Origin of the sequence: Aggregatilinea sp. (assembly GCF_036822615.1) — a bacterium.
GTDB lineage: Bacteria > Chloroflexota > Anaerolineae > Aggregatilineales > Aggregatilineaceae > Aggregatilinea.
Genome location: NZ_DAISHJ010000001.1, coordinates 123,303 through 139,314, shown reverse-complemented (window position 1 = coordinate 139,314; position 16,012 = coordinate 123,303). Strand labels below are relative to the sequence as shown.

Below are 16,012 nucleotides of genomic sequence, written 5' to 3'. Positions count from 1 at the left end.
CTGTGCGGACCCACAGGAGGCTTAATGAACTGCAAAAGATCTGCCGGGCGAATTAACCCTTCACGGAACCGGCCAGCAGCCCGCGCACGAAGAAGCGCTGGAAGGCCAGGAACACGATGACCGGCACGGCCATGCTGATGAACGCCGCCGCCGTCATACGGTGCCACCCGCCGCCCAACGAGTCTACGAGCTGGCTCAACTGGTAGGTCAGGACGGGCGCTTTGTTGCCCAGGAAGATCAGCGCGACGAGCAGATCGTTCCACACCCACAGGAACTGGAAGATGCCCAGCGCCGCGATAGCGGGCAGCGCCAGTGGCAGCACGATCTTACGGAAGACCTGGAAGTGCCCTGCCCCATCCAGATACGCCGATTCGAACAGGTCACGCGGAAGCGTTGCGATGAAGTTACGCATCAGGTAGATCGCATAGGGCAAGCCGAATCCGGTATGGAACAACCATACACCCAGGAACGACCCATTCAATCCAAGCTGCGCGTAGAGCCGGAAGATCGGCACGAGGGTCATCTGAAGCGGCACGATCTGAAGTCCAACCAGGATCGTGAACAAGACCTTGCGCCCGCTGAAATCGAGCCATGCGAAGGCATACGCCGCGAACCCGGCAAACAGGATCGGCAGCAGCGTGGCGGGGATACTTACTGCAAAGCTGTTCAACACACCCCGGAAGATCGCGCCCTGGCGTGTGGCGTCTTTCCAGAACTCGCAGCTGCGTGTACCGGTCGGCCCCTCAGTATCGCACGCCTCTTCATATGTGCCGCCGCGCGCATCGTAGCCAACGAGTACGTCTTCATAGTTATTCAACGTAAACCGCTCAGTACCGGCGCCAGTTTGCGCTTCCAGATACGCGAGAATCTCCGTCGCAGCTTGAGCCGGATCGGAGGGCTCCATATCTTCAGGCACATGCGGATCGCCGTTTTCCAGTTCACCCCGGAAGATCAACTGGACGCGGCGCGCGTTGCCCTTGAACTGATCGGTAATCAGCGCCGAATCGCTCAGATCGACGCCGTCGACGCCCTTCAGGTCGGCTCCGTGACAGCCTGCGCAAGACTGATCGTAAGCTGTCGAATCAGCCTCTGTACTGGAAAGCGCGGTCCACCACCCAGATTTGGTGACGGCTTCCTGCGGGCGGAACGAAGTCACAAAAAGGCCCAATGTTGGGATGAGCCAGATCATGCACAGGCCGATGACCGCGACATTCACCGGAATCCGGTTGAGAACCAACACGATGCGATCGCGCATTTGCTTGCTCATCGTGCAGCCTCCTCAGCATTAAAGCGGCGAATGTTCAGGATCATCACCGGAATGATCAACAAGATCAGGATGACGGCGTAGGCCGCCGCCAGACCGTCGTTGTTATAGAGGTACAGTTCCGACACCATGCGAGTCGCAATGACGTCCGTATCGATCCCTTTCAGCACCCAGACGATATCGAAGATCTTCAGGGTATTGATGGTCATGGTGGTGAGCACCACGGCGATCGTGGGAAGAAGCTGCGGCAGCATAATGCGGAAGAACACCTGGAACTCATTCGCGCCATCGACGCGCGCCGCTTCGAGAATCTCTTCGGGAATGCTCCTCAGCGCGGCGGCCAGAATGGTCATCGTGAAGCCCGTCCAGACCCAGATGCCGATGACGATCAGCAGGAACGTATTACCCGGGGGCGAAGTTGCCAGCCATGCCTTCGAGTCTGCGCCAAACAATTTAAGAATCGCATTCAACAAACCTATTCTGGGATTGGGGTCGTAAACGAAGCGCCAGATGATACTTGCGCCCACGAACGAAATCGCCATTGGTAAAAATATGATCGATTTCGCCAGAGACTCGTACGGCACTCTGTCAGTCAGCACCGCCAGCAGCAGCCCCAAGATCACCGTGCCGGGGACCATGACGACCAGCCACAGCGCCGTATTGCCCAGCGCCGTCCGGCCCGAATCGCTCGAAAACGCGCGGCGATAATTTTCAAAAATGCCCGCACAGGATGACTCTGAGTCTGGACAGGTCGATGACGCCCAGCCCGAGTCAGAGTCGTTTCGGAAGCTCAAATAAGTGGTGCGCAGCGTAGGATAAACCACAAAAATTGCCATAATGATCAATGCCGGGCCCACATATAACCACGGCACTGCGCGTCCTTGCCGCATGATCATGGGCGTAGTGCTGCTCATCAGCTCTCTCCTTCGTCCCCCAAAGAACGCAAGAGGAGGCGCTCTTAGGAACGCCTCCCCTAGGGCAGGTCACAGGTTAGTACATCAGCGAGTGACTGCTATCTCGCATGTCGACTATCCGCCTGAGGCCTCGTCGAAAGCCTGCTGGATGGTCGCCAGTTGCTCCGCAACGTCCGCGCCGCCAACAGCAGCCGTGATCGCATCGAACTCGGCCTGGCCCGCGCCACCCGGCAGCAGGTCGCCCACGTCGAACACGACTTCCGGCGCATCCAACAGCGCCTGCGCCTTGTCCGCCGAGATCGGGTTCTCGTAAGCCGAGATGTCGACCGCCGAGTTCGGGGTCAGGTCGAAGCCGCTGGCCGCCCATGCCGTCGCACCTGGCGCGCTGGTCAGGTAAGCCATGATGGCCTGAACCGCCGGGGTGTTATTGAACACAGCGATAAAGTCCGCGCCCACCTGCATCGGGGCCGGATCGCCGCCGATACCCGGCAGCACGAAGAACGCGAAGTCTTCACCATACTGGAAGTCCGGGAAAGCGGGCTGAATGGTCGCGGTGCCAGCAAAGCCGGACTGCTTCACCATCCACGCCTCGGACGGATCCTGGAACGGCTGAAGGATCGCATCGTTGAAGCTGGTGGTCAGCGTGCCTTCCGAGCCGCCTGCCGCATACTTGTTTACCCAGTCCACGTACATGGTCCAGGCATCGACCACGCCCTGATCGGTCCAACTCGTATCGCCGGTATCCAGCCCACGGACGTACTCAGCGCTCTGCGTACGCAGCAGGATGTCCTGCACGAAGTCCGTACCAGTCCAGCCGGTCGCGCCACCACTCTCGAAACCCATCGCAAGCGGCGGAGTATCGGTTCCGGCCATCGTATCGAGCAGCGCCGTGAAGTCTTCCCAGGTCGTCGGAACTTCGTAGCCTTCGAGTTCGAACGACAGCGGGCTATACCACACCAGCGACTTGATGTCCGTCTTGATCGGCAGGCCGTACCACGTGCCATCCACCGAGCCAAGATCCTGCCAGCTCTGGTTGTAGTTGTCGGCGTTAACGTTCACATCGGCCAGCGGAACGAGCTGATCCGCATACTGCTGAAGGGCGCCCACGTTCGGCATCGAAGCGATATCCGGCGGCTCGCCGCCATCCACGCGGGTCGAGAGTACGGTCGGCAGATCGCGCGTACCCTCGTGGTTGAGAGTTAGGTCGCATGCTTCAAGAACGGGCGACAGTACCTGCTTGAAAGTCTCTTCTTCTTCACCAGCCCAAACGCTGATGACCGATACGGATGACCCGTTGCTGTCAAAACATTCAATATCGTCTTGGGCGCGACTGATGCTTACCGGGCCGACGACAGCTGCCGCCAGAGCCAGCATTAAGACCAGTACCAGAGAACGCTTTAGCATTGAAAATCCTCCTGAGTAGAATTCTTTTGAGAACCACACATTCCAGGAATTTGTGGGGGCGCTTCTAACGACCATCACCTCCTTTGAAGAAGTGGAAGCCCACACATGAGGAACGCCTTGATTGACGTGGGAGATTTGCTATTAATCGAATATAAGCAGAGTTATCGTAAACTGCCAAGTCTGTTTTCTCTATCGGGCTGCTGCCGCATACTTACGGCGCGACCAAATTGCGCCACTGCGGCCAGCTAAAGAACACGAGCTTATACTGTGGTTTAGCTTGTTGAACCCTTACTAGCTTATGCTAGTACAGAAAACGCCAAAAATCAAATCGATTTGGATGATTATTTCGAGGTTTAACGTTTCACAATGGTAAATTATTGGCATTGCCGTCGTTTTGCGCCATCAGGTACAATTTCGAGCTATGAAATCGAACACAGTCAACCAATTTATAGTCCGCGAACTTCGGGGAAACGACGAGCTGATCCTGTGCTCCAAGCTCGACCATACCAGCGACACGGACTTCGTATGGCAAATGGATGTCCGGCAAGAGGCGGACGAGACGCTCGTGCGCTTCCGGACCGTGCGCTTGCCGCGCACAGTCCGTGCGAACTACCCCAAAGACCCGGCCACCCTGCTGGAAGCCTGGCGTCAGCGCGATTGTTTTCTGGTTGCGGCAGTAGACAATGTTATATTAGGCTACGTCAATATGCGGGTGGATGCCGCCCATCGCGGCTGGATCGTTGATCTGGTGGTCGGCGCGCCGCTTCGCAGACGGCGCATCGGCAGCGCCCTACTTGAGCAGGCGACCCGCTGGGCTGCCCTGCACCACCTGCAGACACTGACCATTGAAACGCAGACCAAGAACTTCCCAGGAATTAGCTTCGCGCTCTCCAAAGGATTCACCTTCTGCGGTTTCAACGATCACTACTATGCCAATCAGGATATTGCCCTGTTTTTCAGCAAGCGGCTCTAGCACCGCTGCTGTCGGTCGGGTTATGCGGATATCATGATCGCCTCTGATACGCTGCTGGCTTCTCTTGAGCTCCTCAACGAGACACTCACCGCTACGGTGGTGATCTTTACGGTTTCGATTCTGCTCTATAACCTGTCTCGGCACAGCCAGAGCCACGTCACGCGCGCGTCCTCTATCGTGTTGTTATGCGTCACGCTCACCTATCTGGGCGACGTGTTCGTGTCGCTCGATCCCGGCCAGCGCTACCTCGACGTATGGCTGCGCTTCCAGTGGATCGGGATCTCTATCGTTCCAGCCGCCCTCTTTCACCTGTCCGATGCGCTGCTGGCGACGACTGGCCGTCCCTCGCGCGGTCGACGGCGGCTGGTCGTCCGGATCTCGTACATCATCGGGGCTACCTTCGCCCTGTTGGCAATTTTCACCGACGTTCTGATCACCGGCCCCGAAACGGCAGTGATGCCGCGTATGGTCGCAGAGTCCGCCTTCCCGGTCTATATGGCCTACCTCGTTACCATAGCGACCGTCTCAATGATCAACGTGATTCGCGCGCGCCGCCGCTGTCTCACACGCTATACCCGGCGGCGCATGACCTACCTGCTCTCTGTATTCCTGTCGCCCATCTACGGGCTGTTTCCGTTTACGGTTTTGTTCGGAGAGCTTGAGCGGGCCAGCACCACGACGCTGCTGATCATGCTCAATCTCGCCAACCTGCTGATCCTGCTGATGCTGGTCTTCATGGCCTACCCGCTGTCGTTTTTCGGATCGGAACGACCAGATCGCGTGATCAAGGTTCAATTGCTGGAATTCGTACTGCGCGGACCGGTGACAGGCGCGGCGGTGCTCGTCATGATTCTGTTCGTGCCGCGGGTGACGAATTTTCTGGGAGTCGATGGCGATTCGGCCATGCCCTTCGTGGCGGTGACGACCCTGTTGTTTTTGCAGTGGTCGATCACGCTCGTCCTGCCTGTTTTGCAGCGCTGGCTGATTTACACCAGTGATCAGCAGCGCGCGCAGTGGATTCAGCAGCTTGGCGATCGTCTGCTCACCCAGGCGGATGCTACCCAACTTCTCGAATCGATCCTGGCGGCGCTGTGTGACAGTCTGCGCGTCCCCACCGCCTTTGTCGCACGCGTCCAGGGCGGACAAGCCCAGCTTGTGCAGGTTGTGGGGTCGCTGTTACCCTCCCCTGAAGCTTTGACCGGTTCTGAATTGTCGATACTGATCGCCCAGAACGGTTCGAGCGACAATGCGATTGATGGCAATCTCCGCCGTGTGGATGGCGTGTTCGTGTGGCATTCCTACTGGCTGATTCCGCTGCGTGCGGCTCAAATGCCCAGCCACGATGCGGAACCGGAGTTAATCGGCATTCTAGGGCTGTGGGCACGCGCAGCAGCCCCGGATTTTCTCTCTGATGAGTGGGCAATGCTCGAAGGATTGGCCCACCAGTCCGCGCAAGTATTACAGGATGTACAACTCCAATCGGAAATATTCCTGGTCCTGGAAGGGCTGGCATCCCAAATGGATGCTATGCACCAGTGGCGCGGCATTTCGCGGTATGGACATGTCGCTCAAATCCCAACAGCAGCGGTGGGAGATCTCACCAGCGATCCAGAATTCTCCGACTGGGTCAAAGACGCTCTGCGGGATTACTGGGGCGGTCCCAAGCTGACAGACAGTGAGCTACTCGGTCTGAACATCGTCTGGCACGAGATGGAAGAACTTGAAGATTCGAACCCCGTGCGGGCGCTGCGTGCCGTGTTGGCCCGCGCGATCGAAAATCTCAAGCCGGAAGGCCAGCGCAGCCTGACGACAACTGAGTGGATTCTCTACAACATTCTTGAGATGCGTTTTTTGCAAGGCCGCAAGGTGCGCGATGTAGCCCTGCGGCTGGCGATGAGCGAATCCGACCTGTACCGGAAGCAGCGCATTGCGATCGAGGAGGTCGCGCATCAGGTGGTCGAAATGGAGCGCCGCGCCCTGGAACGAGATGGCGAGCCGCCCGAAACCGAGCAGAGCCGGTGACCGGCTGCCTCAAGTCCGCAGCCTTTTGCCGAGCGTATGGCATCGAACGGCCCAAAACTGCGGGGAAATGTTCCGCGTGGCGGAGCCGGTTTGACAAGGAATTTTAGCATTTCTATAATAACCCAGTTTCTATTTGCATCTTCGTATTGTTGGGTATCCCGGGTTACGAGTGCAACGTGATAGATTGAGGCTGAGGAAGGTGGACATGACCACAGAGCTTAGACAGTATGGTTCTTCTCAGCCCCTTCCGCCTGACGAAGGCTATTGGGAAGCGCTGCTACATGAGGGGGAAGTGGCAGCTGAGGGGGGGACGTCTCGCAAGAAAGATGAGTTTTGGGATGGTTATGATTTTGAAGACGCGATTCCGGCCTATGGATCGCTGAACGGCTCCCAGGCCGACTGGGAGCAGGTTCAACAAGTATTCGATTCGGATACGACAGTAGAATTGCGTGTGATCGGCCACAATCGAGGGGGACTGCTGGTCGAGTGGAACAGCCTGCGGGGATTCATTCCGGCCAGCCAACTGGTCGATTTCCCGGTACTGGCTGATCTGCGCGAGCGCCGCGATCATCTTGCGGCGCGGATCGGGCAGATGCTGAAGCTGCGTGTCATCGAGCTTGAGCAGGACCAAAACCGCCTGATCCTCTCCGAGCGCGCCGCCCAGGTTCAACCGGGGACGCGCGCCAGCGTGCTCAACACCATCCGCGAGCAGGACATTTGCTCCGGACAGGTCACAAATTTGTGTGACTTCGGCGTATTTGTCGATCTCGGCGGGCTGGAAGGTCTGATCCACATCAGCGAGTTGAGCTGGGGCCGTGTCGGGCATCCGCGCGACGTGCTTACGCGCGGGCAAACGATCCAGGTCTACGTGCTGAGCGTCGATCAGGACCAGGGCCGCGTCGCGCTGAGCCTCAAGCGCCTGCGCCCCGATCCGTGGAAAACCGTGGAACAGCGCTACGCCGTCGGGCAGATCATCGAGGGCAAAGTAACCAACGTAGTCGATTTCGGCGCGTTCGTGTGCATCGAAGAAGGGCTTGAGGGGCTGATCCACGTCTCAGAGCTGGCCGAAGGCCACTTCCTCCACCCGCGCAACGTGGTTCACGAGGGCGAAACAGTCCGCGCACGCGTGCTCAATATCGACGGACGTGCGCGCCGCCTGGGGCTGAGCCTGCGCCGCTGATCGGTCTGGCAGCGTCGAATACTAACTCAATACGTTTCACTCAAAGACTCTGGCAAAATCGTTGTTAGGGTCTTTGTTTACGTTTCGGCTGTTCTCTCCGTTTGCATTTCTCATCAAATGCACATGCCGTGCCGCACTTTAACTTAGCATGGCTTGTTATAATCAGATTTCCAATTGAGAAATCTATCACGCGTCCGGTTCACAACCCTCAGGAATAACACGGCATGGCAAAAACAAACGGCGCCCCCTCCCCCGTCATCGTGGAAATCCGCGACTTGAGCAAAAGCTACACACCTGGCTGTGAAGACTGCGCAATCCTCGATCGCGTGAGCCTGGACATTCATGAGGGCGATTTTGTGATTTTGCTCGGCGTCAGTGGCAGCGGAAAAAGCACCCTGCTCAATCTCATTAGCGGGCTCGATCAACCGACCAGCGGCGCCGTGAATATCGATGGCACGGATATCACAGGGCTGAATGAGTACCAGCGCACGGTGTTCCGGCGTGACCGCATCGGGATCGTGTTCCAGTTCTTCAACCTGATCCCTACCCTGACCGTACTCGAAAACGTCACGCTGCCGCTGGAATTACGCGGGGACTCGCGTAAGCGCGCCGAACAGCAGGCGCGCGTCTTGTTGGAGCGTGTGGGACTGGCCGACCGGGCGAATGACTTTCCCGACAAGCTGAGCGGCGGTGAACAGCAGCGCATCGCTATCGCCCGCGCGCTCATTCACCAGCCCGCCCTGGTTCTGGCCGACGAGCCAACCGGGAATTTAGATGAAGACACGGGCAGCCGTGTGCTGACCCTGCTGCTGGAATTGACCCGCCAATCTGGGCGGACGCTGTTGATGGCGACTCACAACCCGGAAATCGTGCCACTGGCCGACCGGGTATACCGCATTCAGGACGGAAGGCTCGTTCCCGTGGTTGAATCGCCCCGCTCTGTTCACCCTGAGAACCAGTAGAGCGCCGTACCGTGATTACACCTATCCTGCTGCGTCTGACACAACGGCACATTGACCGGCGGCTGTTCCAGAGCCTGCTCTTTATCATCGGCATTGCGTTGGGCGTTGCCGTTGGCGTCGCCATCGATCTTGCGAACGCTTCCTCCCTGCGCGCCTTCAAGCTCAGCGTGACCAGCATCACGGGCCGCACCACGCACCAGATCGTCGGGACGAGCGGTGTGCCAAGCAACATCTACCGCCAGATCCGCATCGATCTCGGGCTGCAAACCAGCGCTCCAGTAATCGAATCCACCGTGCGCGGTCTGTCGGTTAACGGGCGTACGCTGCGGCTGCTGGGCGTCGATCCGCTGGCCGAAGCGCCCTTCCGTGATTATCTTCCGGCGGGCACGTGGACCATCGATCCGGCGCAGGCCTCAGCGCTGTACAGCTTCATTGCCGAGCCGAACCGCGTCTTTATCGCGCAGGCATTGGCGGACGAGTTTGGCCTCGCTCCCGGCGATACCCTCACCCTGCAAACGCCAACGCAGTCCCGCGTGGACGTGACGATCGTGGGACTGATCCAGCCCGACGATGAGCTTTCGCAGCAGGCGCTGAGCGATCTGGTTCTGGCCGATATCGCCACTGCGCAGGAGATCGCCGGGCAGCCCGGCCTGCTGACGCGCATCGACCTGATTCTGCCGGACGGCTACGACACGCGCCGCATCGAAGCGATTCTGCCGCCCGATCTTCGCCTGACGACGCCATCTGCAAACAGCGGCGCGCTGAGCCAGATGATCGATGCGTTCGCGCTCAATCTGCGCGCGTTGAGTTTGCTCGCCCTGTTGGTTGGCGTCTTCCTGATCTACAACACCGTGACGTTCAGCGTCGTGCAGCGCCGTTCTACGATCGGAATCTTGCGCGCGCTGGGCACAACCCGGCGGCAGATCTTCACCATGATCCTGGCCGAAGCGATGACGCTGGGCATCGTCGGCACGATTCTGGGGCTGGGGCTGGGCATCTTGTTGGGTCGCAGCATTGTGGGGCTGGTCGCGCAAACGATTAACGATCTCTACTTCCGTGTGGATGTGCAGAGCGTCGCCATCGAGCCGGGCACGATGCTGCGCGGCGTGGCGATTGGACTGATTGCCAGTTTCGTCGCCGCGATCATCCCTTCTTACGAGGCAACTCGCACGCCGCCGGTCGGCGTTTTGCGCCGCTCGGATGTCGAGCAGCGCACGCGACAGGCGCTCCCGTTCGTCTCCGCCGGAGCCGTCGTGCTCATTCTGGCGGGGGTGGTCGTGCTGCAAATCCAGACCCGCAGCCTGACGGTCAGCTTCACGTCCCTGTTCCTCGTACTGGTAGGGTGCGCCCTGCTCACCCCGCTGACGTTGATCGCGGGCATGGCGCTCGTCGGGCCGGTTACGGATCGACTTTTCGGCGTTTTGGGACGTATGGCCCCGCGCGCAGTTGCGCGCTCGCTCAGCCGCACCGCGTTCGCGGTCGCCGCCCTGACGCTGGCCGTCAGCGTGATCGTTGGCGTGAGCGTCATGATCCGCAGCTTCCGTGTGACAGTCACCAACTGGCTCGCCACGACGCTTGGCGCGGATGTTTACATTTCGTCACCGTCGGAGGGCGCGGCGGGCATCGAGGTCATAATCGATCCCGCGCTGGCCTCGCGGCTGGCGGATGTCGAGGGCGTAGCCCAGGTTGCCACCATGCACGACCTGACGGTGATCACGCCCGACTATCCCGATTTGCCGCCCGCGAATTTGATCGTGCCCAGCATGGACATTTCCCATGGCCAGCGGCGCTTCGCGTGGCTCGATGCACCGACTGGAGATTACTGGCAAGCCCTTGAAAGCGGCGTCGTGATGGTCAGCGAGCCGTTCGCATACCGACGGCATATCAGCCGCGATCGTAACACGGTCACCCTGCTCACCGATCGCGGGCCAGAAACATTTACCATCGGAGGTGTTTACTACGACTACACCACCGATCAGGGCGCGATCATGATGGCGCATGCTGTATACGCCCAGTATTTCGACGATTCGTCGTTAACCGCCATCGGCTTGGTGCTGGAACCGGGTGTTGCGCCGGAAACCATAATTGAACACGTGCGTGATACGATTCCCGGCATGGAGGGGCTGCAAATCCAGAGCAACCGCGCCTTGCGCGCCAACGTGCTGAAGATCTTCGACCGCACGTTTGCGATCACCATCGCGCTGCGCCTGCTGGCGATCATCGTCGCCTTTATCGGCATTCTGAGCGCGCTGATGGCGCTCCAATTGGAACACACGCGCCAGTATGGGATCATGCGGGCCAACGGTATGACGCCCCGCCAACTGCGCGTCTTTACGTTCATTCAGACCGGCCTGATGGGCAGCACGGCGGGCATCCTGGCTGCCCCTACCGGACTTGCACTGGCGCTGATTTTGATCAAGGTTATCAATGTGCGCTCGTTCGGGTGGACTATTACTCTCAACCTGACGCCGCAAGAATTTATCCAGGCATTCGCGGTCGCGCTGGCGGCAGCACTGGCAGGGGGTATCTACCCTGCCTGGAGGCTGAGCCGTCTGGCCGCGGTACAGGCACTACGGAGCGAATAACATGGACTGGCATCACACGCAGATGAACAGCACGTACAGCATCGTCGCGCGCGATCCCGAAACCGGACAGTTTGGAGTCGCCGTTCAGACGCACCAGATGTGCGCCGGGAGCGCCGTCCCGTGGCTGCTTCCCGGTACCGGCGCGATCGCTACGCAGTCGCTGACCAACGTCAGCTTCGGGCCGCTTGGCCTCGCGCTGTTGGATCAAGGGGTTCCGGCGCAGCGAGTCGTTGATGCTCTGGTTGCCTCCGACCCTGATGCAAAGCGCCGACAGCTTGCCGTAGTCGATCGGGAAGGCCATGCCGCCGCCTGGACGGGCAGCGGTTGTATTCCTGAAGCGGGCCACCACACAGGCGACGGCTACAGCGTCCAGGCGAACATGATGACCAATCCCACTGTTGTAGACGCGATGGCGCGCGCCTACGAGCAGGCCGAAGGCAATCTCGCGCAGCGTATGATGGCCGCCCTCTTCGCGGCCCAGGCCGAGGGCGGCGACATTCGCGGCATGCAGTCCGCGGCGCTCAAGGTCGTTTCCGGCGATCGCAGCGAGCCAGCCTGGAGCGCCGATTACGACCTGCGCGTGGACGAGCACGAGCGCCCCCTGGACGAGCTTGCGCGGCTGGTCCGGCTGCGCTACGCCCTGCGCATCGATTCGTTGGGATCGCGCGCGCTGGCGGAGGAAAAGCGCGACGAGGCCCTGGCGCAGTGGGCCAAAGCGCGTGAAGCCGCCCCAGAGCTGGAAGAACTTGCGTTTTGGCAAGGTATGGATCTGGCCGACAAGCCCGCCGATATTCCCGGCGCGGTGGCAATCCTTGGCCCCATGCTTGCCAGCGACCCGCGCCGCGAGCACTGGATCGACCTAATCCGGCGGCTGCAAGTCTGCGGCCTGCTGGAACGTGACGGCGCAGCGGACGACCTGATCGCCGCGCTGAAGGGATAGTTGGATTGATGCGACGGCTGGTTCCTATCGCCGTGCTGGTCTTGAGCGTCGGGCTGCTCGCCTGGGGGCTGTTGGATAACCGCCAGAGTGGCGCGGTAAGCGCCAACGCGGTCTTTTACCCGGCCATCAACACTGGCATCGACGGTTTCAAACGCGCGGATGCACCGTACGAATGGTATTTTCCGACAGACTACGGCGCGCACCCCGAGTTTCAGACGGAATGGTGGTACTACACCGGCAACCTCGCGGATGACTCGGGCCGTCGCTTCGGCTTCCAGTTCACGATTTTCCGGCGCGCGATCGCGCCCGACGCCCCTACCTCAGACTCAGAGTGGCGCTCGAATCAGGTCTACATGGCACACCTGACCGTCACGGATGTCGAAGCGCAGCGTTTCATTCAGGCGCAGCGATTCAGCCGCGCCGGGGGCGCGCTGGCGGGCGCGTCCACCGATCCGGTATACCGCGTCTGGCTGGATGACTGGCAGGTGATCGCGCTCGACTCTGCCTCCCGGCAAACGCGGATCACCGCCGCCACCGACGAAGCGAGTCTCGCTCTATCACTGGAACAGGTGAAGCCGCCCGCTCTACAAGGTGACGACGGCCTCAGCCCCAAAAGCGCCGAGCCGGGCAAAGCAAGCTACTACTATTCGCTGTCCCGCCTGCTCACGCAGGGCACAATCCGCATCGGAGAAACAACCTATACGGTCAGCGGCGCGACGTGGACGGACCACGAGTTCAGCACCAGTGCATTGGGTCAGAACGTGATCGGGTGGGACTGGTTCGGCCTTCAGTTGGACGACGACCGGGAACTGATGCTTGGCCAGATCCGCCTTCAGGACGGCAGCACCGATCCGGCATTCAGCGGTCTGCTGGTTCTGCCCGATGGCAGCACGCGTAAGCTCGATGCCGCCGCTTTCACCATCAGCTCGACCGCAACCTGGACCAGCCCTCACACGGGAGCGGTTTATCCCGCAGAGTGGGATATCCGCGTTGATACCGGGGATGATCAGCCGCTGCATATCAGCGTCACGCCGCTGGTGGCGGACCAGGAGCTAACCGAAGGCATCAGCTACTGGGAAGGCGCGGTGCGCATCGACGGCGATGCAACCGGCTACGGGTATGCGGAGCTAACTGGCTATACCGCGCCGATGCAAGGACGGTTTTAAATGCAAAACGCGGCGATCCAGTCAAGCAGGATCGCCGCGTCATTGCAGCTTGATATCAGTCTTGTTCGGCCAGGTGACGTTTCGCTTCTGCTTGAACCACGCTGACCATACCCATCAGCCCCTGCCCCTTGCCCATCGAGATCTCTCGCCCGAAAATTTGCAGCACGATATCCTGAGACACCTGGGCGACCTTCTCAATCGGTGCGCCGCTCAGCGTTTCGTCGAGGATCACCGCCATCGCCATCGCTGATAGGCCCTGCGGATTTTCGACGGCGAAAAAGTACTTCAGCGCGCCGTCGGCTTCCGGCTCCGACCACACGTACGCCTCAGACTCGCAGAAGGGCACGCGGTGGTCCTCTGGATATGGCGATTCAGCGATCCGCGCCGGGACCGGCTCGAACCGGCTGGCATAGTCCATCAACAACTCTGCGCGCTCGCTGCGATCCGTCACAAAGCCGAAGTCGTCCAATACGTCCTTGAGTTTTTCGGGATATTCACTCATTATGCCGTAATCCTGCTCCCCATCCCGGCTTAGCGCTCGATGGGCACGCCAACCAGATTACCCCACTCCGTCCAACTGCCATCATAGTTGCGCACGCGATCGTAACCAAGCAGATACTTGAGCACAAACCATGTATGGCTGCTGCGCTCACCGATGCGGCAGTAGGTGATGATGTCGTCGTCCGGGCTAAGGTGTGCTTCGTTTTGGTAAACCTCGCGCAGATCATCCGCGGACTTGAACGTCCCGTCCTCCTGATTGACGGCTCTGCCCCACGGGATATTAGCTGCGCCGGGAATATGCCCGCCCCGCAGCGCGCCTTCATTCGGATAGTCGGCCATATGCAGACGCTCGCCGCTGTATTCCGCCGGGCTGCGCACATCCACCAGCGGTTGTTTCGCTTTGACGTGCGCCAGCACCTGATCGCGGAACGCGCGATTAACGTCATCGTTGCGTTCGGGTGCTCGATACTGCGTTGTCTGGTACTGCGGCTTTTCGCGCGTCATCGGGCGATTTTCGGCCTCCCACTTTTTGCGGCCCCCGTCCATAATCCTGGCATTGGTGTGGCCGAAAAGTTGGAACACCCAAAATGCGTAAGCCGCCCACCAGTTGTTTTTATCGCCGTAAAACACCAGCGTGGTATCGGGCGTCGCACCAATCCGCGACATCAGGCTCTCGAATCCCGATTTATCCAGATACTCCCGCCGCAGCGGATCGTTCAGATCGGTGGTCCAGTCCACTTCAACCGCCCCAGGAATGTGGCCGGAAGTATACAACAGCGGATCTTCGTTCGATTCGATAATCCGGATGCCGGGATCGTTCAAATGATTGGCAACCCAATCCGTAGGCACGAGAACATCGGGGTGTGCGTAGCCCCGTTCGGAAATGCTGGTCATCGCTTACTCCCTCGCATGCACAGGGCAATTTATCACGTCATATACGATCGAATATTATAGACAATTATCTTAAAAATTCCGAATGCGCGTCTTGCCAAGCCCAAATCGAAAGGGTATATATAAAGTCACGCGCCTTTTTCACGTTGAATGGGGTAACTGCCGTGGCTAAAAAATCCCAACCGTCAGGCCGTCAGATCCTGGCCGCCGCCGGAGCCGCAGCGGCATATTATGTTTTTCTCCGCCCGCAGTTGTTGAAGTGGCACACACATCCCAGTGTGGCCGAGCATCCCCTGCCCGGCGATGAAGTCATCACGCAGCCCAATTTGCAGCTCACACAGGCCATCGGCATCGACGCTCCGGCGGACGCCATCTGGCCCTGGCTGGCCCAGATGGGCCGTGAGCGCTCCGGTTATTACGTCTGCGATTGGCTGGTTAACCACGGAGTCCCCAGCATGGGCTTCGTGCGGCGAGACATGCCCTCCCCCGAAGCAGGAATGTCAATGGATGGTGGGTTCCACGTAATCCAGGCGGAGCCAAGTAATGTGCTGCTGTTTGGCGCATTCAGCGTCAACCGCTGGATCGCTACCGTGGATACCACCAGTCTCTATGTGCTCAAGCCGCGTGAACACGGCGGTACGTGGTTGATCATGCGCCAGCGAGAATATGCGTTTGGACTGATGCGCCAGATCTACAGCTTGCTGATGGAACCCGTTTACGCGTTGGGCATGCACCAGCAGTTGGCACGTCTGAAAGCGCTCAGCGAGCGTTCAATGTCCTGAGTGCCTCATATTTACGACTTGGTTACGAGTCGCACCGCAACCTCTTCGCTGCCCCTGACGTAATAGTGTGTAGACAATCGTGGCACTAACGGAGAGAACACTGTGAATACTCAAAAGCGGCTGTATCGCTCACGTGAAGAACGCATGTTTGCCGGCGTCTGCGGTGGCATCGCCGAATATTTGGACGTTGATCCGACTCTCGTTCGGCTGGTGTTTGTCGCGCTGACCCTGCTGGGTGGTCCCGGGTTCATCATCTACATCGTCCTGATGCTGATCGTGCCGGAGGGTTCGGCAGAGCCGCGTAAGGCCAAGAATGAAGCAGTCGTCATTCCGGATGATGTCGTGGTCAATTCGACCATTCCCGTGCCAGACGAAGAAGACGCACCGGCAAAGCCCGAATTCGATATCTAGCGCCACACCTGCCGCAC

At 59.5% G+C, this 16,012-nt stretch carries 14 protein-coding genes; 9 read left to right on the top strand and 5 right to left on the bottom strand.

Translation table 11 applies throughout. The features are described 5' to 3' along the window. Window positions 1-52: 52 nt before the first annotated feature. The 3 genes from V7116_RS00585 to V7116_RS00575 all read right to left on the bottom strand — a co-directional run bounded on the left by V7116_RS00585 (window position 53) and on the right by V7116_RS00575 (window position 3,582). Entirely contained in the window at window positions 53-1,267 is a 1,215-nt protein-coding gene (locus V7116_RS00585) for an ABC transporter permease subunit (protein WP_324389322.1), read from the bottom strand. Then, window positions 1,264-2,178 carry a carbohydrate ABC transporter permease gene (locus V7116_RS00580; RefSeq protein WP_324389320.1) on the bottom strand — a complete coding sequence of 305 codons (915 nt, stop codon included), beginning with the start codon at window positions 2,176-2,178 and terminating at the stop codon, window positions 1,264-1,266. Before V7116_RS00580 ends, V7116_RS00585 begins: the two co-directional genes overlap by 4 nt. Before the next feature lie 114 nt (window positions 2,179-2,292). Then, a complete protein-coding gene (locus V7116_RS00575) occupies window positions 2,293-3,582 on the bottom strand; it encodes an ABC transporter substrate-binding protein (protein ID WP_324389318.1) in 1,290 nt (429 codons plus the stop codon). A gap of 421 nt (window positions 3,583-4,003) precedes the next feature. Between V7116_RS00575 and V7116_RS00570 the strand changes: the two genes are divergently transcribed. The 7 genes from V7116_RS00570 to V7116_RS00540 all read left to right on the top strand — a co-directional run bounded on the left by V7116_RS00570 (window position 4,004) and on the right by V7116_RS00540 (window position 13,410). Beyond that, window positions 4,004-4,555 carry a GNAT family N-acetyltransferase gene (locus tag V7116_RS00570; protein ID WP_324389316.1) on the top strand — a complete coding sequence of 184 codons (552 nt, stop codon included), beginning with the start codon at window positions 4,004-4,006 and terminating at the stop codon, window positions 4,553-4,555. A 33-nt stretch (window positions 4,556-4,588) separates the two neighbouring features. Then, window positions 4,589-6,577, top strand: coding sequence for a hypothetical protein (locus V7116_RS00565; protein WP_324389314.1), 1,989 nt, complete (start codon window positions 4,589-4,591; stop codon window positions 6,575-6,577). Between the two features lie 292 nt (window positions 6,578-6,869). Further along, window positions 6,870-7,757, top strand: a complete 888-nt coding sequence (locus V7116_RS00560; protein WP_324389312.1) for a 30S ribosomal protein S1 — start codon at window positions 6,870-6,872, stop codon at window positions 7,755-7,757. 224 nt (window positions 7,758-7,981) lie between these two features. After that, on the top strand, window positions 7,982-8,719 hold the full coding sequence (locus V7116_RS00555) for an ABC transporter ATP-binding protein (RefSeq protein ID WP_324389310.1): 738 nt from the start codon (window positions 7,982-7,984) through the stop codon (window positions 8,717-8,719). Between the two features lie 11 nt (window positions 8,720-8,730). Beyond that, the gene (locus V7116_RS00550; RefSeq protein WP_324389308.1) at window positions 8,731-11,304 is read left to right on the top strand and encodes an FtsX-like permease family protein; all 2,574 of its coding nucleotides are present in this window, start codon (window positions 8,731-8,733) and stop codon (window positions 11,302-11,304) included. A gap of 1 nt (window position 11,305) precedes the next feature. Beyond that, entirely contained in the window at window positions 11,306-12,244 is a 939-nt protein-coding gene (locus V7116_RS00545; protein WP_324389306.1) for a DUF1028 domain-containing protein, read from the top strand. A gap of 8 nt (window positions 12,245-12,252) precedes the next feature. Beyond that, window positions 12,253-13,410 carry a lipocalin-like domain-containing protein gene (locus V7116_RS00540; protein ID WP_324389304.1) on the top strand — a complete coding sequence of 386 codons (1,158 nt, stop codon included), beginning with the start codon at window positions 12,253-12,255 and terminating at the stop codon, window positions 13,408-13,410. A 55-nt stretch (window positions 13,411-13,465) separates the two neighbouring features. Here the strand turns inward: V7116_RS00540 and V7116_RS00535 are convergent, their stop codons facing one another. Next, window positions 13,466-13,912 (bottom strand): SufE family protein, encoded by a 447-nt coding sequence (locus tag V7116_RS00535; RefSeq protein ID WP_324389302.1) that lies wholly within the window; start codon window positions 13,910-13,912, stop codon window positions 13,466-13,468. A gap of 29 nt (window positions 13,913-13,941) precedes the next feature. After that, a complete protein-coding gene (locus tag V7116_RS00530) occupies window positions 13,942-14,805 on the bottom strand; it encodes a sulfurtransferase (protein WP_324389300.1) in 864 nt (287 codons plus the stop codon). Between the two features lie 161 nt (window positions 14,806-14,966). Here V7116_RS00530 and V7116_RS00525 point away from each other — a divergent pair, with 161 nt between their 5' ends. Next, the gene (locus tag V7116_RS00525; RefSeq protein ID WP_324389298.1) at window positions 14,967-15,584 is read left to right on the top strand and encodes an SRPBCC family protein; all 618 of its coding nucleotides are present in this window, start codon (window positions 14,967-14,969) and stop codon (window positions 15,582-15,584) included. Between the two features lie 102 nt (window positions 15,585-15,686). Next, the gene (locus V7116_RS00520) at window positions 15,687-15,995 is read left to right on the top strand and encodes a PspC domain-containing protein (RefSeq protein WP_324389296.1); all 309 of its coding nucleotides are present in this window, start codon (window positions 15,687-15,689) and stop codon (window positions 15,993-15,995) included. Window positions 15,996-16,012: the final 17 nt, after the last annotated feature.